The 21,060-nt window shown below is 46.1% G+C and carries 17 protein-coding genes; 14 read left to right on the top strand and 3 right to left on the bottom strand.

Annotation, left to right across the window (positions count from 1 at the left end; genetic code table 11):
• Nucleotides 1-819: 819 nt before the first annotated feature.
• Genes MU515_RS05850 through MU515_RS05840 form a run of 3 tightly spaced genes read left to right on the top strand, consistent with a single transcriptional unit; the run spans nt 820 to nt 3,547 of the window.
• Nucleotides 820-1,047 carry a FeoA family protein gene (locus MU515_RS05850; RefSeq protein WP_260259463.1) on the top strand — a complete coding sequence of 76 codons (228 nt, stop codon included), beginning with the start codon at nt 820-822 and terminating at the stop codon, nt 1,045-1,047.
• Nucleotides 1,047-3,320, top strand: a complete 2,274-nt coding sequence (feoB, locus tag MU515_RS05845) for a Fe(2+) transporter permease subunit FeoB (RefSeq protein WP_260259462.1) — start codon at nt 1,047-1,049, stop codon at nt 3,318-3,320. Before MU515_RS05850 ends, feoB begins: the two co-directional genes overlap by 1 nt.
• Entirely contained in the window at nt 3,317-3,547 is a 231-nt protein-coding gene (locus MU515_RS05840) for a FeoC-like transcriptional regulator (RefSeq protein WP_260259461.1), read from the top strand. Before feoB ends, MU515_RS05840 begins: the two co-directional genes overlap by 4 nt.
• 55 nt (nt 3,548-3,602) lie before the next feature.
• Here the strand turns inward: MU515_RS05840 and MU515_RS05835 are convergent, their stop codons facing one another.
• On the bottom strand, nt 3,603-4,031 hold the full coding sequence (locus MU515_RS05835; RefSeq protein WP_260259460.1) for an HIT family protein: 429 nt from the start codon (nt 4,029-4,031) through the stop codon (nt 3,603-3,605).
• A 91-nt stretch (nt 4,032-4,122) separates the two neighbouring features.
• The gene (argS, locus tag MU515_RS05830) at nt 4,123-5,856 is read right to left on the bottom strand and encodes an arginine--tRNA ligase (protein ID WP_260259459.1); all 1,734 of its coding nucleotides are present in this window, start codon (nt 5,854-5,856) and stop codon (nt 4,123-4,125) included.
• A gap of 249 nt (nt 5,857-6,105) precedes the next feature.
• Here argS and MU515_RS05825 point away from each other — a divergent pair, with 249 nt between their 5' ends.
• The gene (locus MU515_RS05825) at nt 6,106-6,699 is read left to right on the top strand and encodes a VOC family protein (protein ID WP_260259458.1); all 594 of its coding nucleotides are present in this window, start codon (nt 6,106-6,108) and stop codon (nt 6,697-6,699) included.
• Between the two features lie 7 nt (nt 6,700-6,706).
• On the opposite strand, the gene MU515_RS05820 is transcribed toward MU515_RS05825, so the two are convergent.
• Nucleotides 6,707-9,481 carry an insulinase family protein gene (locus MU515_RS05820; RefSeq protein WP_260259456.1) on the bottom strand — a complete coding sequence of 925 codons (2,775 nt, stop codon included), beginning with the start codon at nt 9,479-9,481 and terminating at the stop codon, nt 6,707-6,709.
• A gap of 317 nt (nt 9,482-9,798) precedes the next feature.
• Between MU515_RS05820 and sixA the strand changes: the two genes are divergently transcribed.
• The 10 genes from sixA to MU515_RS05770 all read left to right on the top strand — a co-directional run bounded on the left by sixA (nt 9,799) and on the right by MU515_RS05770 (nt 20,944).
• Nucleotides 9,799-10,263: a phosphohistidine phosphatase SixA gene (gene sixA, locus MU515_RS05815; protein WP_260259454.1), complete on the top strand. Its 465-nt coding sequence runs from the start codon at nt 9,799-9,801 to the stop codon at nt 10,261-10,263.
• 116 nt (nt 10,264-10,379) lie between these two features.
• The gene (flhA, locus tag MU515_RS05810) at nt 10,380-12,476 is read left to right on the top strand and encodes a flagellar biosynthesis protein FlhA (protein WP_260259452.1); all 2,097 of its coding nucleotides are present in this window, start codon (nt 10,380-10,382) and stop codon (nt 12,474-12,476) included.
• A 30-nt stretch (nt 12,477-12,506) separates the two neighbouring features.
• Nucleotides 12,507-13,991, top strand: a complete 1,485-nt coding sequence (flhF, locus tag MU515_RS05805) for a flagellar biosynthesis GTPase FlhF (RefSeq protein WP_260259450.1) — start codon at nt 12,507-12,509, stop codon at nt 13,989-13,991.
• Between the two features lie 12 nt (nt 13,992-14,003).
• Nucleotides 14,004-14,891, top strand: coding sequence for a MinD/ParA family protein (locus tag MU515_RS05800; protein ID WP_260259449.1), 888 nt, complete (start codon nt 14,004-14,006; stop codon nt 14,889-14,891).
• Entirely contained in the window at nt 14,884-15,618 is a 735-nt protein-coding gene (locus MU515_RS05795; RefSeq protein WP_260259448.1) for an RNA polymerase sigma factor FliA, read from the top strand. The genes MU515_RS05800 and MU515_RS05795 overlap by 8 nt, the downstream gene beginning before the upstream one ends.
• 45 nt (nt 15,619-15,663) lie before the next feature.
• Nucleotides 15,664-16,032, top strand: coding sequence for a chemotaxis response regulator CheY (gene cheY, locus MU515_RS05790; protein ID WP_075649797.1), 369 nt, complete (start codon nt 15,664-15,666; stop codon nt 16,030-16,032).
• A 43-nt stretch (nt 16,033-16,075) separates the two neighbouring features.
• Nucleotides 16,076-16,795: a protein phosphatase CheZ gene (locus tag MU515_RS05785; protein WP_260259447.1), complete on the top strand. Its 720-nt coding sequence runs from the start codon at nt 16,076-16,078 to the stop codon at nt 16,793-16,795.
• Between the two features lie 9 nt (nt 16,796-16,804).
• Complete coding sequence (locus MU515_RS05780) at nt 16,805-19,012, top strand: chemotaxis protein CheA (protein ID WP_260259446.1); 2,208 nt, start codon at nt 16,805-16,807, stop codon at nt 19,010-19,012.
• Nucleotides 19,013-19,038: 26 nt separating this feature from the next.
• Nucleotides 19,039-20,157, top strand: a complete 1,119-nt coding sequence (locus MU515_RS05775; RefSeq protein WP_260259444.1) for a protein-glutamate methylesterase/protein-glutamine glutaminase — start codon at nt 19,039-19,041, stop codon at nt 20,155-20,157.
• Between the two features lie 10 nt (nt 20,158-20,167).
• Complete coding sequence (locus tag MU515_RS05770) at nt 20,168-20,944, top strand: ParA family protein (RefSeq protein ID WP_260259443.1); 777 nt, start codon at nt 20,168-20,170, stop codon at nt 20,942-20,944.
• Nucleotides 20,945-21,060 lie beyond the last annotated feature (116 nt).

Here is a 21,060-nt window from a genome sequence, read left to right as displayed (position 1 = left end):
AATAAATCCTTACGACAATAGAGAGGCAACCTCAACGCCTGATAAATTTTGTTTGCTTGCCTTTGTTAATCGCCCTCCAACTCTATCTGCTCATTACGGCCCATTTGGCTCGATGTATTTAGGTAATAAAAAATGCCTATAGCTTTGTGTCGTTGATAGTGTGGTATTGATGCGACATGCGTCTGGCTTCAGGAGTGAGCCATTGTAAGATCGTTGTACTTGTTGGCTAGTTTGATATTTGGTGACGAAAATTATTAACAATTAACTTAATGCGATGATTTGTAAGGATTTATTTTAATTTGGGGATGATGGCTAAAAGATTTGGGTGTTTTCTAAGGGAGGGGTTTAGAAAAAAAATATCGTGGTATAGCCGGGGGGACTATACCACGGGTGTCAATGACACCTTCGCTTGCTGCCGGAGTGGTGCGGTAGCACCACCTCTGGAATTCTGTATCAAGGGGCAATGCCCTCTCGATGTGAGTAACTATAATTCGGTTTACTTTTTTTACTTATAAAATTAACGCCAAGGTGGTATGACAAAAGCGACATCTCATTAAGTACTTGTTTTAAGTGAGTTATTATTTTATGTGAATGAATTTTACAAAATTGGGCCGTGTTACTAAAACTTGGTGATTGCTTGTTTTGACGTTTTTGACGAGTGTGTTTTTGACGTTTTTTACGCGCTTGAACCACGAAAAGCGAGTGTTTCATTAACGGAAAGATTGATTCCAGACAATTCAAATAGATCTTAAATTCGTTACAATTTGTAACCGAAATGACAATAAGTCTTATTATTAAAACAATCACACTGGGCCCAATATGCAACTATCGCAATTACAACAAGGGCAAGAAGCTACCATTACTGGATTTTCAGAGCTTTCTAATGACGTTAGAAAGAAACTGATGGTGATGGGACTTCTGCCAAATACTGCCGTTAAGCTGATTCGAACCGCTCCTATGGGCGACCCTCTACAAGTTGAAGTCCGTGGCGTATCACTCGCTGTGCGTACCAACATTGCGGATTCAATTTTGGTGGAGGCGAAGTAATGAAATACCAAATTCTTACAGTAGGTAATCCAAATAGCGGTAAAACCACCCTCTTTAATGGCCTTACAGGTGCTAAGCAGCAAGTTGGCAACTGGGCAGGTGTGACCGTTGAGAAGAAAACGGGCCGTTTCAGTCACTCTGGAGATGACTTCGCGTTAACCGATTTACCAGGTATCTACGCATTAGATAGTGGTAATGATGGTAATAGCATTGATGAATCAATCGCATCTCGCGCCGTTTTAACTCATCCTGCCGATTTGATCATTAATGTGGTTGATGCCACTTGTCTTGAACGTAGCTTATATATGACGTTGCAGCTGCGTGAGCTTGGCCGTCCTATGATGGTTGTGTTGAACAAGATGGATGCGCTAAAACGTGAGCGTCAAACTATCGACTTAAAAGCACTTGAAAAGATGTTAGGTTGCCCAGTGTTTGCTATCTCTGCAAACAGTGGCGGGCAAGTACAAAAATTCAAAGAACAATTGCACAAATCAGTAGTACAAGGTGTCAACCTTGATGCTATGCAAATCAAGTATGATGCAGAGTTCGAAGCTGCGATCGATAAACTGTCCCCTTCATTTACAGGTCAAGAAGTCGCTGAACGTGCGCTCGCCATTCGCGCTCTTGAAAACGATGTGCTTGTGCTTAATACACTTAAGCCAGAGCAACGTGAGTTAGCACTTACTTGTCAAAGTGAACTCTCTTTAGATATCGATCTACACGTAGCCGACACAAAATACACACTATTACATGAACAATGTAAGAAGGTTCGTCGCAGTGAAGGTAAGTTAAGCCATAGCTTTACAGAGAAAGTCGACAACGTAATTCTGAACAAGTGGATTGGTGTACCTTTCTTCTTTGTTGTTATGTACTTGATGTTCATGTTCTCCATCAACGTTGGTGGCGCGTTTATTGATTTCTTCGATATCGGTGTTGGCGCGGTGCTTGTTGATGGCGGTCACTACCTTCTTGATGATCACTTACCGGTATGGTTAGTCACGTTAATCGCTGATGGTCTAGGTGGCGGTATTCAAACGGTTGCAACCTTCATTCCAGTCATTGCATGTTTGTATCTGTTCTTAGCAGTACTTGAAAGCTCAGGCTATATGTCTCGTGCGGCCTTTGTACTTGATAAAGTGATGCAGAAAATTGGCTTGCCGGGTAAAGCGTTTGTGCCACTTGTGCTCGGATTCGGCTGTAACGTGCCTTCTATCATGGCAACCCGAACGTTAGACCAAGAACGCGAGCGAAAACTTGCAGCATCTATGGCGCCATTTATGTCCTGTGGTGCGCGTTTGCCTGTATACGCATTATTCGCTGCGGCTTTCTTCCCTGAAAGTGGTCAAAACGTTGTATTTGCACTTTATCTGCTCGGTATTGTTGCGGCGGTGTTCACTGGTCTAGTATTGAAAAATACCCTTTACCCTGGCTCAAGCGATAGCTTAGTGATGGAGATGCCAGACTACGAATTGCCAACGATGCAAAACGTAATGATCAAAACATGGCAGAAATTGAAGCGCTTTGTTTTAGGTGCAGGTAAAACCATCGTCGTGGTAGTGACGGTTCTGAGCTTCTTTAACTCAGTAGGTATGGATGGCAGCTTCGGTAATGAAGACAGTGAAAATTCTGTGCTGTCTAAAGCGTCACAAGTGGTTACGCCAATCTTTGCGCCTATTGGCATTGAAGAGGATAACTGGCCTGCGACTGTGGGTATCATTACGGGCATTTTCGCAAAAGAAGCGGTGGTTGGTACGCTAAACAATCTATATGCTCCGGCTGAAGGCGAAGATGCTCAATTCGATCTTTTGGCAAGTTTAGAAGAAGCGGTTATGACCATTCCTGATAACCTAGCGGGTTTGAATTACTTAGACCCTCTCGGTGTAGAAGTCGGTGACTTGACTGACTCAGGTGCTGTGGCCGAAGAGCAAGAGGTTGATGCATCTATCTTTGGAAACTTGAAAGGTTACTTTGCAAGTAGCCATGCTGCATTTGCATACCTAATTTTCATCTTGCTATACACGCCTTGTGTAGCTGCGATGGGGGCTTACGTGCGTGAGTTTGGTCATAAGTATGCGCGCTTTATTGCGGTGTGGACGATGGGTCTTGCTTACGGTGGAGCAGCACTTTACTACCAAACTATGCATTTCGCTGATCACCCAATGAGCAGTGCGGCTTGGATCGCCGGCATCATTGCGGCGTGTGGTTTGGTTTATCGTCGCCTTAAGGCTGAAGGCAAAAAGCAAGCTGAGCCATTAGAGGTGCAAGTGGCATGATTCTCGCTGAGTTAAAGCAACATATTGATACTCAAGGTAGCGCAACTCGTAGTGAGTTAGCGAAGAAGTTTGCCATGAGCGAAGACGGTGTCGATGCCATGTTGTCGGTGTGGATTCGTAAAGGGATGATTTCTCGTATGATTGATACCAATAAAGCTCAGAAGATCACTCGCGTTCGCTATGCGACTAATAAGCAAGATGCTTTATCGGTGACCGTCACCATGTAGCAAGCGCTAAAAACAAGAACGCCACTCAATTGAGTGGCGTTTTTATATCGGCGGATTAAGCTTTGCTGAACAAAGAGCTTAAGCCAAGCACATTCCCAATACGGGTTTGTAGCGCTTGCTGCTCTTCATCGCTGCGGAATTCACTTTTGGTGTTGCCCCATACAGGCCCTGGCCAAGCTACGTCATCTTTAAAGCGAGCAATATGATGAATATGCAGTTGAGGCACCATGTTGCCCAACGCGCCAAGGTTTAGCTTGTCTGGCTGAAAGGTTGCTTCTAATGCTTGGCTTACAGCTTGAGATTCTAACAGGAACTGTTGCTGCTCTTGCATTGGCAAGTGGTGCAGCTCTTTAAGGTTTTCACGCTTTGGTACTAAGATGACCCAAGGCATTGCATTGTCTTTGTGCAGTAGTGCTACACAAAGCGGGAAGTGGCCAATTACAGTGGTGTCTTTGGCAAGCTGAGGATGAAGTTCAAAACTCATTACGGTTATTCCAAACTAAATAATACCCAAAATAAAAGGTTGATGCTTTCACATCAACCTTTTTGCTTTTCTGTTTCACTAAGTGTTTAGATTACATACGCTCAAGCGTATCGATACCTAGTAGGCTTAGGCCTTGCTGAATTGTCTTTGCAGTCAGTGCTGCTAGTTTCAGACGGCTTTGCTTAACGCCTTCATCTTCGTTGTTCAAGATTGGGCACGCTTCGTAGAAGCTAGAGAATTGGCCTGCAAGTTCGAATAGGTAGCTACACATGATATGTGGTTGACCTTCGCGAGCAACAGACTGCACTGCTTCTTCAAACTGAAGAAGTTTAGCGATTAGCGCTTTCTCTTTCTCGTCTGTTACTTTGATTTCGCCAGCTAGGTTATCCATAGAGATACCTGCTTTCGCGAAGATAGAAGCAACACGAGTGTAAGCATACTGCATGTAAGGCGCTGTGTTGCCCTCAAATGCCAGCATGTTGTCCCAGTCGAAGATGTAGTCAGTAGTACGGTGCTTAGAAAGGTCAGCGTACTTAACGGCTGCCATTGCAACTGTTGTCGCGATCTTCGCTTTCTCTTCAGCAGCGAGATCTGGGTTCTTCGATTCGATTAGCTTGATTGCGCGCTCTTCTGCTTCATCAAGAAGATCAGCAAGACGAACAGTACCACCCGCACGAGTCTTAAATGGACGGCCATCTTTACCTAGCATCATACCGAATGCGTGGTGCTCAAGAGTCACTTCCTCTGGCACGTAACCCGCTTTACGCACGATAGACCATGCTTGCATTAAGTGTTGGTGCTGACGAGAGTCGATGAAGTAAAGTACGCGGTCTGCGCCTAGTGTTTCGTAACGGTATTTCGCACATGCGATATCCGTTGTTGTGTACAAGAAGCCGCCGTCGCGTTTTTGGATGATTACACCCATCGCTTCGCCGTCTTTGTTTTTGTACTCTTCTAGGAACACAACTTGAGCGCCATCATCTTCTTGAGCGATGCCTTTCTCTTTTAGGTCTGCAACGATAGGTGGCAGCATGTCGTTGTACATACTTTCGCCCATTACGTCGTCACGAGTTAGAGAAACGTTTAGACGGTCGTAGTTACGCTGGTTTTGAACCATAGTTACGTCAACAAGCTTCTTCCACATTTCTGCGCAGTACTCGTCGCCGCCTTGCAGTTTTACAACGTAGTTACGTGCTTTAGCTGCGAACTCTTCATCTTCGTCGTAGAACTTTTTAGATTCACGGTAGAAAGCTTCAAGGTCTGAAAGTTCCATTGAAACTTCACCAGACTCTTGCTGTACACGCTCAAGGTTTGCTATAAGCATACCGAACTGAGTACCCCAGTCACCGATGTGGTTAGCACGGACAACTTTGTGGCCCAAGAATTCTAGAGTACGTACTACCGCATCACCGATGATGGTTGAACGCAGGTGACCAACGTGCATTTCTTTTGCAACGTTAGGTGCAGAGTAGTCAGCAACGATGGTCTTTTGCTCTTCAGCGGTTACGCCAAGGCGTGCATCTGCTAGTGCTGCTTCTGCTTGTTTCGCTAGAAACTCTTCGCTTAGGAAGATATTGATAAAGCCAGGGCCTGCAATTTCAGTTTTGCTTGCAATGCCTTCAAGGTCTAGAACGTCTAGAACTTTTTGTGCGAATTCTCGAGGGTTAGTACCTAGCTTTTTCGCAACGCCCATTACGCCGTTTGCTTGGTAATCACCAAATTGTGGTTTCGCTGATTGGCGAACCGCTGCAGGGCTGCCTGCAGGTGCGCCAGCGGCTTCTAGAGCCTGAGATACTTTATCGTTAATAAGTGCTTGAATATTCACACGCGCTTCCTTCAATTCTTGGGAATTGTGTCGATCTGCAAGATTTTCGCGGAGGAAAGATAAATATTCGATTGAATAATATTCATCCTGCGACAGTTTTGTCAGACCGTGTCGAGTTCAGAAATTGACGCTCATAATACCAATTTTCTTGCTTGGCATATAGGGAGTAATATGGGTATTTTTCTACTTTTCGTGATGATCTTGTTAGTATTAGGGAAAAATCAACGTTTTGGATGAGGAAAAAACGTCATGTCACTGGAAAATGCTGAATTGTTGCCGGAACAGCTTAAATCGAAACTTGAATTCTTTATGCATAAAATTCAACAATTAAGCGAAGTTTTGCATATTAATCTACAGCCTTATCAAGCGGATCATATCGCGCTGAGAATCAACGATTGGCAACTGGCAGAACAAGCTCATGATGCATGGTTATCTCACGGTAAAGAGATCTCAAATGCTCAAATAAACGGCAGGCCGATTATCGTTTTGCTGTTTAATCAGCTATTGGTGGCAAAAGAGTGGTTAATTGAATGTTTGGAGCTGCCGTATCCTGCGCCGGGTAAGCTTTATCCTGAACAATCTTGGGAGCATGTTGAGTTTGTCATTCCTTCTCAAGCGCAAACGGCTGAGGACTATTTAGCGGATATTAAGCAGTTGTTCCCTGAGTTAGCGAATAACTGGGATGCATTGCTGGAGAAAGGCGTGAAGGTCAAACTCTCAAGCCCGAAAGGGGAAGGTGAGCGATTGAATAACCCAACAGTCGCGTTTAAGTATCAAGGGGTGTGCATTAAGCTCCACCCACATCCGTTAAAAGCGATTGTTGAGTCAGAACAATCGGCGTAATGGTCATTTAGCCCAATTCAATATCTTTCGGTCTTAGTTGAAACTCTTCAATTGAGCCAATTTCTTGGCCGAGTCGTAATGGCTCGGCCTCACTATGCGCATTACCTTTGGTGTGCATAATTAGGCGGTTGGCGGTACGCGGTTTCAGCTCGTTCACCACGAAGCGAATCATGTCACTGCGGGTCAGTTTTTTAAGCTCGGCCAATACGCGCTGCCTTTGGTCAAAGTTGATATCTTTGTTACCGATGGCGACCCAAAGCCTTTGTGCGCGGCCGCGTAGCGTTGTGTCTGGCGTTGAAATTTGGTTCCACAATCCCCGTTTACTGCTGTGCCATTGGTATTCATTGAGCTCAAGCAGCACCATGTAAAATGCATTTAAGAACTCATCAATTGAGCTGATTAAGTCGACAGGCGCAGCGTTTGGCGATTGCACATACAAAACAATACCGGGGTGCTTATTGAGGGGTAAATTACCTGTGCCGACCATGTAGCCCAGTTGCTGCTTAGTTCTTATTTCATGGAAGAAGGTTGCAGACATCAGGTGATTGGCGAGCGAATAGAGCGCAATGCTTTTGGCTTCGGTATCGTCACATTGATAGTAAAGAACAATTGCTGAGTCTTCTTGATCACAAGCGATGTCTCTTTGGAACGTGCCGTTCTTACCCAGCATGACGAGTGGACGAAGTGCCTCTTCGTATTGCTGATTGTTTACCCGTAACGCTTCTTTGAGCGTGTTACCCATCTCAAGTGCGTCTTTCTTGGTCCAGTCGCCATAAACAAACATTTCAACATGCAATTCAGCGAGAATGGCTTGCACAAAGTTAGCCAGAGAGTCGACTTCGATGTCTTCAAGTGCTTCTATCAGAGCTGCATAAGGTGGATTGTTAGGTTGCAAAATACCTGTCATGGCGTTGAATAGCTGAGACATAGGTCTATCTTGCGCCGCATTGCGCCAGTTTCTTAGTAACTGAGTCTTGATGGTATTGAAGCGTTTCTCGCTAAATTCGCGGTTAGCAAAGCGCGACAAAATCATCTTCATCAATTCAGGCTGCTTTTGACTAAAGCCCGAGATGGTCAATGTAACCCCACCTTGGTGAGCGTATAAGTTGTAGCCCATACCTGCGATTTCCGCTTGGTAGGTTTCTTTGGCCAGTGCATCAAGAAACATCTCTACGCAGAGACGAGTTTTTACGATGTTGGTTGGATTTGCCACCGAATGAGGGCTATCAATCGCAACGTAAATGACCCCTTTAGGTACGCGGAACTGATGGTCTTGCAAGTGCCATAGTTTGAATCCGGGTAACTCTTCAATCACCTGCGGTTCAGTATGTTTAGCTTCTAGTGCTTGCGGGGTTAAGTCATAGCAAATAAACGGGTTGCGCTCGGGAAGGTGCACATTAATGTCGCTGTCAGTGTTGAATTTAGCAACTTGCGCTTCGCTTAAAGGGGCGACCGAATAGGGCGTGAAATACCAATTGGCCTGTTTATCGTAGTCAAGCCCTTTGGCAATAAGGGTCACGCGCAAGTTTTCAACGCTGAAGTGCTCGGCCATTTGCTGTAGAACATTCGGTTGGTATTCTTCCATCATGAAGTCACCATAGATGGTATCTTCACTGGAGTAGTGCTGCATGTTGATGACAATATGGCTGACTAGATCCATCGGCCGCGTCGGCTCTTGAAAACGAAACGCCGATTCAAGCACCGCTTGCTTTTCAAGGTAGCGCCACTCATCGTAGCCTTGCTCTTTCACTAGCTTAATGTAGTGGAATACCGCCTGAATAATGTCATCGGTATGCTCGATACCATCGGGTGTTAATGTGCAACTTACAGTGAATTCACGATAGTTGCTGCCACTGACGCCACCACCGGCTGAAAGGGAAGTAATCCACCCTTTGTCTTTGAGCGCTAGCATTAAGCTGCCATCACCCTCATAGCCCATAAGGTGCGCGAAATAGGAGAGGGGTTTAGTGCGGTAATAGCCATCAACACTCTGCATCGGGAAGGTCAGGATCAGCTTGCGGATTTCTTTTATCGGCTCAACCACAACCTGAATTTGAGTCGAGTTTTCATCTTTGTACGGGGCCGTGATTTCTTTGCCAGAAAGCGATAAGTTTTTTATTGGCTCGAACTTGTCACGAGCCCACGCTTCCAGTTCATCCAAACTGTGCTGGCCAAGCAGGGCCATCGTCATTAAATCGGCAGAGTAATGCTGCTTATGGAATTCGATGATTTCTGGACGGATTGATTCGTCGCCGCGATCGCCCAAAGTCTCAAGGTTACCAACCGAAAATTTAGAAAAAGGATGGGCAGGGTTGATGACTTCTTTATGCACTTGATAGAGACGGCGAGAATCATCGTTGAGCTTCATTTTGTATTCAGAATCAACCGCTTGTCTTTCTTTGTCTAATGCTTCAGCGTTGAATAAAGGCGCTGAGAAGAATTGTGAGAATCGGTCTAGGCTTGATTCAAACGCTTTTGGATCAACGTCGAAAAAATAACAAGTATGCTCTGTACCCGTCCAAGCATTGTTGTTGCCGCCATGCTGACTGATGTAACTTTGGAATTCGCCAACTTTAGGGTATTTCTCGGTGCCTAAGAACAACATGTGCTCTAGGTAGTGCGCCATTCCGTGACGATCGTCCGGATCGTCAAAGTGGCCGACGTTAACCGCGAGCGCTGCTGCAGATTTTTGCGCATGTTGGTCATGAATCAATAACACTTTCAGCCCGTTATCTAGGGTGAGGTAGCGGTATTGGTTAGTGTCATTTGGGCTTACATGCACAATGAATCTCCAAGATTAAGGGCAGAGAGAGGTTGACCATCTAGTGTGTATTTGAACTGCAGCGACATTGATAAAAGAGTCGACTAGATCCGTTAAGTATGAACCGGAAAACGTGGCATGCAAACTATCTCCTTGAGAAATATGAGCAAAGCATCGTATTTTGCTAAAGGTCAATGAATTTGTAAAACGACCTGCGAAAGCGTTAGTTGCCTTTAAGATTGTTAAGAAAGTCCGAGTCTTTAGCAAGTTACTTGATATAATTATTGTTAGAAAAATAGTAAGCGGCACAGCTTTAGTGGCGTGAACAGGATAAGAATATGAAAATTGTGATTATGCGCCACGGAGAAGCAGAGCATTTTGCTGACAGTGATGCGCAGCGAGCCCTGACTCCATTTGGTCGTGCTGCATCAAAAGCGGTTGCTGAAGCGTGCGTTAAGCAAGGTCTAGCAAAATTTGATAAAGCTTTAGTGAGCCCATACCTGCGTGCGCAGCAGACTTGGCAAGAAATCTCAGCCCATTTTGACGCGCTAAGCGTTGAAGAGTGCGCAGACATTACGCCTTATGGCGACTCTCCTCATGTGGTGGATTATCTTAATGCCATCATCGAAGTGGAAAAACTAGAATCTGTATTGCTGGTTTCACACCTTCCATTGGTGGGCTATCTTACGGCCGAGTTGGTCGCTGATATTGCGCCGCCTATGTTCCCAACTTCCGGCTTAGCGTGCATCGACTATGATCCAGTAAGCGGAAAAGGGGAGCTGCTTTGGAATATCAATCCATAAGCCTCTCGACCAGTGTGAATGCCATTAAATTGACATTTGCACTGGACTAATATTTGCATGCAGAAGCATATATTCGTGCAAGTTGTTATTTCTTAAGTCTCTATAGCCTCTGATATATGAAGTTTTCTCTGCCATTTGCGGATAAATTACCGCCAATACCTCAACGCGCTATGCCTGCTATTGGAGCACCTGTTATGGTGCTGGCAACGCTGGCCATGGTGGTATTGCCTATTCCCGCGTTTCTACTCGACTTGTTCTTCACCTTTAACATTGCCTTAGCCATGGTGGTGTTGTTGGTAACGGTTTATACCCGTCGTCCACTCGATTTTGCTGCCTTCCCAACGGTTTTGCTTATTTCGACACTATTACGTCTGGCCTTGAACGTGGCTTCGACTCGAGTGGTATTACTTTATGGTCATGAAGGTTCAGGCGCGGCCGGTAACGTGATTGAGGCCTTCGGTAACGTTGTTATCGGTGGTAACTACGCTGTTGGTCTTGTGGTGTTCATGATCTTGATGATCATTAACTTCATGGTTGTGACCAAAGGTGCAGGGCGTATTTCAGAAGTAAGCGCGCGTTTTACCTTGGATGCCTTACCGGGTAAACAGATGGCGATCGATGCGGACTTGAACGCAGGACTGATTGATCAAGACCAAGCGCGTACCCGTCGTTCAGAAGTGACCAAAGAAGCAGATTTCTACGGTTCGATGGATGGTGCGTCAAAATTTGTAAAAGGCGATGCGATTGCCGGTATTTTAATCCTGTTTATCAACATCATTGGCGGCCTTTCAATTGGTATGGCTCAGTATGATTTGGGTTTCTCAGAGGCTATCCAAATCTATACCTTGCTAACCATTGGTGATGGCTTGGTTGCTCAGATCCCATCCTTACTACTGTCGATTGGCGCTGCGATTATGGTGACGCGTCAAAACACCGATGAGGATATGGGACAACAAGTTGTGTTCCAGCTGTTTGATAACCCGAAAGCATTGATGATTACAGCGGCGATCCTGTTTGTAATGGGTATTGTTCCGGGTATGCCTCACTTTGCGTTTTTGCTGCTTGCGGTATTAGCTGGTGGCGGTGCTTATTGGATTACACGTAAACAGAAAAAACAGAGTGAAGAAAAAACCAATCTTCCGGCAACCAAAGATGCAGAGCCAAGTACGCCGAAAGAGCTGTCATGGGATGACGTTCAACCCGTCGATATTATTGGCCTTGAAGTGGGCTATCGTTTAATTCCTTTGGTTGACCGTGACCAAGGCGGCGAGTTGCTTGAACGCGTTAAAGGCGTGCGTAAGAAATTGTCGCAAGATTTTGGTTTCCTTATTCCAGCCGTTCATATCCGCGATAACTTAGAGCTGACACCAAACAGCTACCGCATTACCTTGATGGGGGTTGCCGTGGGCGAAGCGGAAATCCGTCCAGATCAAGAGCTCGCGATTAACCCTGGCCAAGTTTATGGCATGGTAGAAGGTGAGCCGACCATTGACCCTGCCTTTGGCTTAGAAGCCGTTTGGATTCGTGAAGAGCAACGTGAACATGCACAAGCGCTCGGCTATACAGTGGTTGATTCCTCGACGGTATTGGCAACCCATTTGAGCCAATTGCTGACCAACAACGCCTCTCACTTGATTGGCCACGAAGAAGTGCAGAACCTGCTTGAAATGCTAGGCCGCACCACGCCGAAGTTGGTGGAGAACTTTGTACCAGATCAGCTGCAATTGGGTGTGGTAGTGAAAGTACTGCAGAACCTGCTAAATGAAGCGGTGCCAATTCGCGATATTCGTACAATCGTTCAGACTTTGTCCGAGTACTCAGCCAAAAGTCAAGAACCCGACATCCTTACAGCAGCAGTTCGTATTTCTCTAAAACGATTAATAGTTCAAGAAATCAATGGTATAGAGCCAGAATTGCCAGTGATTACACTTATCCCTGAACTGGAACAAATCTTGCATCAAACAATGCAAGCTTCCGGCGGGGAATCTGCAGGTATTGAACCTGGCTTAGCGGAAAGATTACAAACCTCTCTCAGCCAAGCAACTCAAGAGCAAGAGCTTAAAGGTGAGCCAGCCGTATTATTGACGTCAGGTGTGCTGCGCTCAACACTCGCCAAATTTGTAAAAAATACTATACCAACATTACGCGTACTCTCTTATCAAGAGATACCGGATGAGAAACAGATACGCATAGTTCAAGCCGTTGGTAATTAGTACTGTTGCGTTGAATAACGGATATCGACATTGAAAATTAAACGATTTTTTGCCAAAGATATGCGCACTGCATTGCTTCAAGTGAAAGAAGAACTTGGGGTCGATGCGGTGATCATGTCGAATAAAAAAGTCGCGGGCGGAGTCGAGATTGTTGCGGCGGTAGATGGGGATACCTCTACTGCACGTATTGGAAACAATTATAACTCCAAGCCTCGGACAACTCCGACCCAAGTTACGGCTTCGATGCCGACTCGCTCAGACCCTCGTCAACTCGACGATGACCGCGTCAGCCTAAATTCTAGCGCGCAAAATGGTCGCTCGATGACCAAGCGATTTGCCAACATGCTAAAGCAGTACAGTAACGGCAAAGGTGACTACGAAGAGAGCGATGAGTCAGAAGGTGAAGATTCACTTTCAGCCCTTCTTAAGCGCCAAGCGCAATCGGGTGGTCGTCAAAATAGCGCTGATGTTCGAATTAAAGAAGATTCGCCATTAGCCCGCTTGATTGCCGAAGACCGACGCATTGAACGTCCTGCTCCTAAATTAGACCCGTCGCGTTACGAACGCGGCCAGCCTGCTGACCCACAAGTATCAAAAGAAGAACTGAGCGATATGCGCGAAGAGATGACATCTATTCGTCGTCTTCTAGAGCATCAAGTTTCGGGTTTAATGTGGCAAGAAGTTGAGCGCCGTGAACCACTACGTGCAATGTTGATTAAACGTCTTGAACGCATGGGAGTGTCAGCCGAACTTGCGGATCAGCTGGCGTGCTATATTCCAGAAGACACTGAACCGAAAAAAGCGTGGAAAGCGCTACTTGGTTTGGTGGCAGACCAAATTCCTATTTCTAAGCAAGATATTTTGAAGCGTGGCGGCGTCGTTGCGTTGTTAGGTCCAACAGGTGTGGGCAAAACGACAACGGTTGCTAAGCTTGCAGCGCGTGCTGCGATGGAATTTGGCGCCGACAATGTCGCGTTAGTCACCACAGATACTTACCGTATCGGTGCACATGAACAATTAGCCATATACGGCAGAATTATGGGTTGTCCTGTAAAAGTCGCTAAAGATTCCAACGAGTTAGCCGATGTAATATATCAGTTACGCCATCGTCGCCTAGTTCTGGTAGATACAGCGGGTATGGGACAACGAGATGTTCGTCTTTCAGAGCAGCTAGATACATTAATGCAAGATAGCGGTGAAGTCATTCACAGCTACTTAGTTTTACCAGCGACCGCGCAGCGCAAAGTGCTACAAGAAACACTTGATCATTTCAAACGCATCCCGTTATCAGGCTGCATTATGACCAAGCTTGATGAATCGCTGAGTTTAGGTGAATTCGTCAGTGTCGTAGTACAAAACGCACTACCTGTTGCGTATATCGCGAATGGACAACGCGTACCAGAAGATATCGTCATTGCTCAGCCAAAATACATGGTGGCAAAAGCAAACGACTTATTAGAGAAATCGACGGACGATGAACCTCACTATTGGAACAGTGAATCGGAAAGGTTCTAGGCGGCGACGATTATGACAGAGAATATGATACAAGACCAAGCAAGCGGATTACGCCGCTTAACACAGCCATCACTGACCAAGGTTATTTCTGTAACCGGTGGTAAAGGTGGCGTGGGTAAATCAAATGTCACTCTAGGACTTGCGATTAGCATGGCCCGACAAGGCAAGAAAGTGATGGTACTGGATGCTGACTTAGGTTTGGCAAACGTCGATGTTATGCTCGGCATTCGCCCTAAGCGCAACCTTGGCCATGTACTAGCCGGTGAGTGTGATTTACAAGATGCAATCGTTGAAGGTCCACACGGAATTAGAATAATTCCGGCAACTTCCGGCACGCAATCGATGACGGAGTTGACCCACGCTCAACACGTTGGTTTAATTCGCGCTTTCGGAAGTTTAGAAGACGAAATGGATGTTTTGCTGGTGGATACCGCCGCAGGCATCTCAGACATGGTGATTAGCTTCTCGCGAGCTGCTCAAGATGTCGTTGTCGTTGTATGTGATGAGCCAACCTCGATCACTGATGCATATGCTTTGATTAAACTTTTAAGCAAAGACCATCAGGTTCAACGCTTCAAAATTGTTGCAAATATGGTCAGAAGCTACCGTGAAGGCCGAGAATTGTTTGCAAAGTTGACCTTAGTCACAGAGAGATTCTTGAATGTGAGCCTAGAGCTCGTAGCATGTATTCCTCTAGATGATAAAGTTCGTCAAGCGGTAAAAAAACAAAAGATCGTAGTAGATGCGTTTCCACGCTCTCCTGCATCACTAGCGCTAGGTTCACTTGCTAATAAAGCATTAACTTGGCCAATACCGAAAACACCGAGCGGACATTTAGAATTTTTTGTTGAACGTTTGTTGAATCGTGCAGAACCATTAGAGGAACCATTTGGTGAATAAGGCGTTGACCTATGACCAATACGGAAATCACAATAGCCAGCGAGCATTTCTAGAGAAATACTCGGTGCTTGTGAAGCGTATTGCTCATCATCTGCTTGGGCGTTTACCGCCAAGCGTGCAGGTCGAAGATCTTATTCAAGCGGGAATGATTGGCCTTCTTGAAGCGCAGAAAAATTACGATGGCAGTAAAGGGGCTAGTTTTGAGACCTACGCTGGAATCCGAATTCGTGGCGCTATGCTAGATGACATTCGTCGCGGAGACTGGGTACCACGTTCGGTACACAAAAATAGTCGCGAAATCAGCCAAGCTATCGCGACACTGGAAGGGCAGCTCAACCGAGACCCAACCGATGCGGAAGTGGCTAGTTTTATCGGTATGAGCCTAGATCAATATCACAGCGTGCTGACTGATATAAATTGTTCCCGTTTAGTAGGCATCGAAGACTTAGGCGTCTCTGAAGATGTGATCACACATGAAGATTCAGAGCAAGAAAATGCCCCATTTCAGGGCGTAGCAGATGAAAATTTTCGTAAAGCTCTGGTAGACTCGATTAAATCGCTGCCTGAGCGCGAGGCTCTGGTACTATCTCTTTACTACGATGAAGAGCTGAACTTGAAGGAAATCGGTGAAGTAATTGGTGTGAGCGAATCTCGCGTTAGCCAAATACTTAGCCAATCAATGCAGCGTTTACGCACTAAGCTGAGTGCGTGGACAAATAATGACTAGAAATCACTGACATAATACTCAGTGGAGGCAATTTTGAATAAAAACATGAAAATCCTAATTGTTGATGACTTTTCAACAATGCGCCGAATTGTAAAGAACCTACTTCGTGACTTGGGTTTCAACAACACCCAGGAAGCGGATGATGGTTTGACTGCATTGCCTATGCTCAAGAAGGGCGATTTCGATTTTGTTGTAACTGACTGGAACATGCCAGGTATGCAAGGTATCGATTTGCTGAAACATATCCGTGCAGACCAAGAACTTAAACACTTGCCTGTATTGATGATCACTGCGGAAGCGAAACGCGAGCAGATCATCGAAGCTGCTCAAGCAGGTGTTAACGGCTATATCGTTAAACCGTTCACAGCGGCAACGCTGAAAGAGAAACTAGACAAAATCTTTGAGCGTTTATAGTCCCTTCGGGCTATAAAAAACAGGCGATAAAGGCCAATTCAGAATGATTTCATTAGAACAGGCAAAACAACTTGTTGAACTGTTAGAAAGTGGTCAACAGCAAGAGGCAAATACTCTTGTAAAAGACATCTACGAAGCTCCAAGCGACCCAATGTTGCAGGAGATAGGGGAGTTGACTCGAGATCTACACGAGTCAATAAAACAGTTCCGCCTTGATGAACGCATGATCGAGCTAACCAATGACGAAATCCCTGACGCAAGGGATCGCCTCCATTACGTCATTGATAAAACGGAGGTGGCAGCAAACAAAACCATGGATGCTGTTGACCGATGTATGCCGATTGCGGACAACCTTCACGAAGGCTTGCTCAAGGTACGTCCACAGTGGAACGAATTGATGCGTGGCAAAATTGAACTGACTGAGTTCAAAGCGCTATGTCATCGAATTGACGAACTACTAGGGCAAGTTGAGGGTAACAGCAGCGAACTAAGAAGTCTGCTGACCGACATTCTAATGGCTCAAGACTTCCAAGATTTAACCGGACAAATCATTCGTCGAGTGATTGAGTTAGTGACTGAGGTGGAAACCCGCCTTGTCGATATCCTAGCTGCGTTTGGTGACTCTCAGGAAGAGACAGCAACAGACAACAAGAACAAAGCATCAACGGACCCAGAAGGTCCTATCTTAAACCCTCACGAAAGGGATGATGCCGTTTCATCACAAGACGAAGTCGATGACTTACTCTCAAGTCTTGGGTTTTAGAGGTAACTTATGAGCTACGAATTAGACGAAGATATTCTTCAAGACTTTCTAGTCGAGGCAGGTGAAATTTTAGAGCTGCTCTCGGAACAGTTGGTAGAGTTAGAAAACAACCCAGAAGACAAAGATCTGCTTAACGCAATTTTCCGTGGATTCCACACGGTTAAAGGCGGTGCAGGCTTTTTGGCGTTAACTGAACTTGTAGACACCTGTCACGGTGCCGAGAACGTGTTCGATATTTTGCGTAACGGACAACGCGAAGTTGATGCCAGCTTAATGGACACAATGCTCCAAGCACTGGACACCGTTAACGAACAGTTTCAAGCCGTGCAAGAGCGTCAGCCATTAACGCCAGCTGACCAATCTCTATTGGATGAATTACATCGTCTAAGTAAGCCAGCTTCAGCAGATGAAGCGGCCGTAGCTCCACCTCCACCAGTTGAAGAACCCGTTGTTGCACCAACACCAGAACCGGTTGTTGAAGCGCCAGCTGCTGAAGTTTCTTCAGGGTCTATCGACGAAATTACCCAAGACGAGTTTGAAAAACTGCTTGATGAATTGCATGGCAAAGGTTCGGCGCCTAGCGCACCTGCAGCAAGTGCTCCTGCACCAGCTGCGCCATCAGCACCTGCGGGTGACATGAGTGGTGATATCACTGATGACGAATTCGAAAAACTGTTGGATGAATTACACGGTGTCGGTAAAGGCCCGGGTGAAAACGAAGCACCAGTAGCAGCGCCAGCTGCACCAACGCCACCTCCAGCGGCAGCACCAAGTGCTGGTAGCGATGACTTGATGACGGATGCTGAGTTTGAAAAATTACTCGATGAATTGCACGGCAACGGTAAAGGCCCTTCAATTGAAGAGCTAGATGCTGCGACTAAGCCTGCTTCACAAAATGTTGCCTCTGCGCCAACGGCTGCACCAGCAGCGGCGGCTGTGGCGACACCTCCACCGGTAACGCCTGCACCAGCTCCAAAAGCAGAAGTAAAAGCGCCAGCGAAGAAAGAAGCCGCTGCGCCAGCGGTTAAAAAGCCACAAGCTGAAGCAACGGTACGTGTTGATACTTCAACCCTAGACACCATTATGAACATGGTGGGTGAGTTGGTATTGGTTCGTAACCGTCTTCTTAGCCTTGGTTTAAACAGCAATGACGAAGAAATGTCGAAAGCTGTAGCAAACTTAGATGTTGTTACTGCAGACCTACAAGGCGCGGTAATGAAAACGCGAATGCAGCCAATCAAGAAAGTATTTGGCCGTTTCCCTCGCGTTGTACGTGACTTAGCACGTAGTTTAAACAAAGACATCACGCTGGAAATGCGTGGTGAAGATACTGACCTAGATAAAAACCTGGTTGAGGCGCTAGCGGATCCACTTATTCACTTAGTGCGTAACTCAGTTGACCATGGTATCGAAATGCCGGAAGACCGCGTAAAAGCGGGTAAATCACGCACAGGTAAAGTGATTCTATCGGCGGCACAAGAAGGTGACCATATCGAATTGGCTATCGTTGATGACGGTGGTGGTATGAACCCTGATGTGCTTCGTGGTATTGCGGTTAAGCGCGGCATGATGGATGAAGACGCAGCATCGCGTCTAACCAATAAAGAGTGTTTCAACCTGATCTTTATGCCGGGCTTCTCAAGTAAAGAGAAAATCTCAGACATTTCAGGTCGTGGTGTAGGTATGGACGTTGTTAAAACAGCGATCAATACCCTAAACGGCTCTATCGATATTGACTCAGAAATGGGCAAAGGTACTCAGATCATCATCAAAGTGCCGCTAACGCTAGCGATTCTACCAACCCTAATGGTTGGTGTAGCGGGTCACCCATTTGCTCTGCCATTGGCAAGCGTGAACGAGATTTTCCACTTAGACCTAAGCCGTACAAACGTTGTTGATGGTCAGTTGACAATTATCGTTCGTGATAAGTCTATCCCTCTGTTCTACTTGCAAAACTGGTTAGCGCCAAAAGCAGGCGGTGCAGAACAGCGTAAAGGCCATGGTCACGTGGTGATTGTTCAACTTGGTGGTCAACGTGTTGGCTTTGTCGTGGACACTCTCATTGGTCAAGAAGAAGTGGTAATCAAGCCATTGGATAACCTACTACAAGGTACTCCAGGTATGGCGGGTGCAACTATCACAAGTGATGGCCACATTGCTCTGATTTTAGACGTGCCAGATCTGCTTAAGCAGTATGCCGCCGCGTCTCGCATTTAAATCGTTGAATATTAAAAAGGGAAATCATGGCAATTAGAGTTTTAGTAGTAGACGATTCAAGTTTTTTCCGCCGTCGAGTGAGTGAAATCATTAACTCTGACGCGCGTTTAGAAGTCGTAGATGTTGCCACTAACGGCAAAGAAGCGGTTGAAAAAGCGGCTCAAATTAAGCCAGATGTCATCACGATGGACATTGAAATGCCAGTCATGGACGGTATCACTGCTGTTCGTGAAATCATGGCTAAGAACCCTGTGCCTATTTTGATGTTCTCATCGCTTACGCATGATGGTGCAAAAGCAACGCTTGATGCACTTGAAGCGGGCGCGCTGGACTTTTTACCGAAGAAGTTTGAAGACATCGCACGTAACCGTGATGAAGCGGTTACTTTGCTGCAGCAGCGCGTGATTCAAATTTCATCGCGTCGCACATTCATGCGTCGTCCTGTTGCGCCTCGCCCAGCTGCGGCGCCAGCAGCGACAACGGCAACTGCTCGTACTGCTCAGCGCCCAATAGCAGCACCTGCTGCTCGTCCAACGGCAGCGGCTACTCGCTTTAAAGCAAGTGGTAAGAAGTACCAGCTAACGGCAATTGGTACTTCGACTGGCGGCCCTGTGGCTCTGCAGAAAATTCTGACTAAATTGCCAGCGAATTATCCGCATCCTATCGTGTTGATTCAGCACATGCCGGCAACGTTTACAGCAGCTTTTGCTAGTCGTTTGAACTCTTTATGTAAGATTAAAGTGAAAGAAGCAGCAGATGGTGATGCTCTACAACCGGGCGTAGCTTATCTTGCTCCAGGCGGTAAGCAAATGATGATTGAAGGTCGTCCTGGCTCTGCCAAACTGCGCATCATTGATGGCGGTGAGCGTATGAACTACAAGCCTTGTGTGGATGTAACCTTTGGTAGCGCTGCGAAAATCTACGGTGACAAAGTTCTGTCGATGGTGCTGACTGGCATGGGCGCAGATGGTCGAGAAGGCGGTCGCATGTTGAAAGCGGCAGGTTCGACAATCTGGGCACAAGACGAAGAAAGCTGTGTTGTTTATGGTATGCCACAAGCAGTAGCAAAAGCGGGTATTTCAACAGAAGACTTACCACTAGAGCGCATTGCCGAACGTATGCTGGTTGAAGTAGATCTAGCATAGAGGGAAGGCAATGATCGTTTGGAGTATTGCAAACCAGAAAGGTGGGGTGGGTAAAACCACCACCACCATTACGTTGGCTGGTTTGTTAAGCAAGCAAGGCAAGCGAGTATTATTAGTGGATACCGATCCACATGGCTCGCTGACCACATATTTGGGTTACGACTCAGATAATGTGCCTTCAAGCTTGTTTGATTTGTTCCAACTGAAAGATTTCAGTGAGCACACCGTCATGCCTTTGGTGATGGACAGCGATATCGAAGGCATTGATATCATCCCTGCTCACATGTCATTAGCGACGTTAGACCGCGTGATGGGTAACCGTAGCGGTATGGGTTTAATCCTAAAACGTGCTCTGTTGGCAATTAAAGATAATTACGATTATGTGCTGATCGATTGTCCGCCGATTTTGGGCGTGATGATGGTCAATGCTTTGGCGGCCAGTGATCGCATCTTAATTCCGGTTCAAACTGAATTCTTAGCGATGAAAGGTTTGGAGCGCATGGTACGCACGTTGGCGATTATGCAAAAGTCGCGTAATAAGCCGTTTAAGGTCACGATTGTGCCGACTATGTACGACAAGCGGACACGAGCATCGTTGCAAACGTTGCAACAGCTTAAGAAAGACTACCCAAATCAAGTGTGGTCTTCTGCTGTTCCGATTGATACCAAATTTAGAGATGCCAGCTTGAAGCATCTTCCGGTTTCGCACTTTGCATCAGGAAGCCGGGGGGTATTTGCATACAAACAACTGCTAGTTCATCTAGAGAGGCTAGCAATTGATGAGTGATCGCAATCTGATTTCAAGTGAACAAGCGCTGGACGATTACTTTACGTCGCTTTTAAGTGAGGATGAAGAGCTAAAAGAGCTTGTGACTCCTGATGAAGAAGAGATAATCGTTGCAG

Source organism: Vibrio intestinalis (genome assembly GCF_025195085.2).
Taxonomy (GTDB): Bacteria; Pseudomonadota; Gammaproteobacteria; order Enterobacterales; family Vibrionaceae; genus Vibrio; species Vibrio intestinalis.
The sequence above is the reverse complement of the archived record's forward strand: the minus strand, read 5'-3'. Positions and strand labels throughout refer to the sequence as shown.

Excerpts from the sequence above, each read along its gene's own strand:
- MU515_RS05850 (WP_260259463.1), top strand. The coding sequence starts at position 820 with ATGCAACTATCGCAATTACAACAAGGGCAAGAAGCTACCATTACTGGA.
- feoB (WP_260259462.1), top strand. The coding sequence starts at position 1,047 with ATGAAATACCAAATTCTTACAGTAGGTAATCCAAATAGCGGTAAAACC.
- MU515_RS05840 (WP_260259461.1), top strand. The coding sequence starts at position 3,317 with ATGATTCTCGCTGAGTTAAAGCAACATATTGATACTCAAGGTAGCGCA.
- MU515_RS05835 (WP_260259460.1), bottom strand. The coding sequence starts at position 4,031 with ATGAGTTTTGAACTTCATCCTCAGCTTGCCAAAGACACCACTGTAATT.
- MU515_RS05825 (WP_260259458.1), top strand. The coding sequence starts at position 6,106 with ATGTCACTGGAAAATGCTGAATTGTTGCCGGAACAGCTTAAATCGAAA.
- sixA (WP_260259454.1), top strand. The coding sequence starts at position 9,799 with ATGAAAATTGTGATTATGCGCCACGGAGAAGCAGAGCATTTTGCTGAC.
- flhA (WP_260259452.1), top strand. The coding sequence starts at position 10,380 with ATGAAGTTTTCTCTGCCATTTGCGGATAAATTACCGCCAATACCTCAA.
- MU515_RS05800 (WP_260259449.1), top strand. The coding sequence starts at position 14,004 with ATGACAGAGAATATGATACAAGACCAAGCAAGCGGATTACGCCGCTTA.
- cheY (WP_075649797.1), top strand. The coding sequence starts at position 15,664 with ATGAAAATCCTAATTGTTGATGACTTTTCAACAATGCGCCGAATTGTA.
- MU515_RS05785 (WP_260259447.1), top strand. The coding sequence starts at position 16,076 with ATGATTTCATTAGAACAGGCAAAACAACTTGTTGAACTGTTAGAAAGT.
- MU515_RS05780 (WP_260259446.1), top strand. The coding sequence starts at position 16,805 with ATGAGCTACGAATTAGACGAAGATATTCTTCAAGACTTTCTAGTCGAG.
- MU515_RS05775 (WP_260259444.1), top strand. The coding sequence starts at position 19,039 with ATGGCAATTAGAGTTTTAGTAGTAGACGATTCAAGTTTTTTCCGCCGT.
- MU515_RS05770 (WP_260259443.1), top strand. The coding sequence starts at position 20,168 with ATGATCGTTTGGAGTATTGCAAACCAGAAAGGTGGGGTGGGTAAAACC.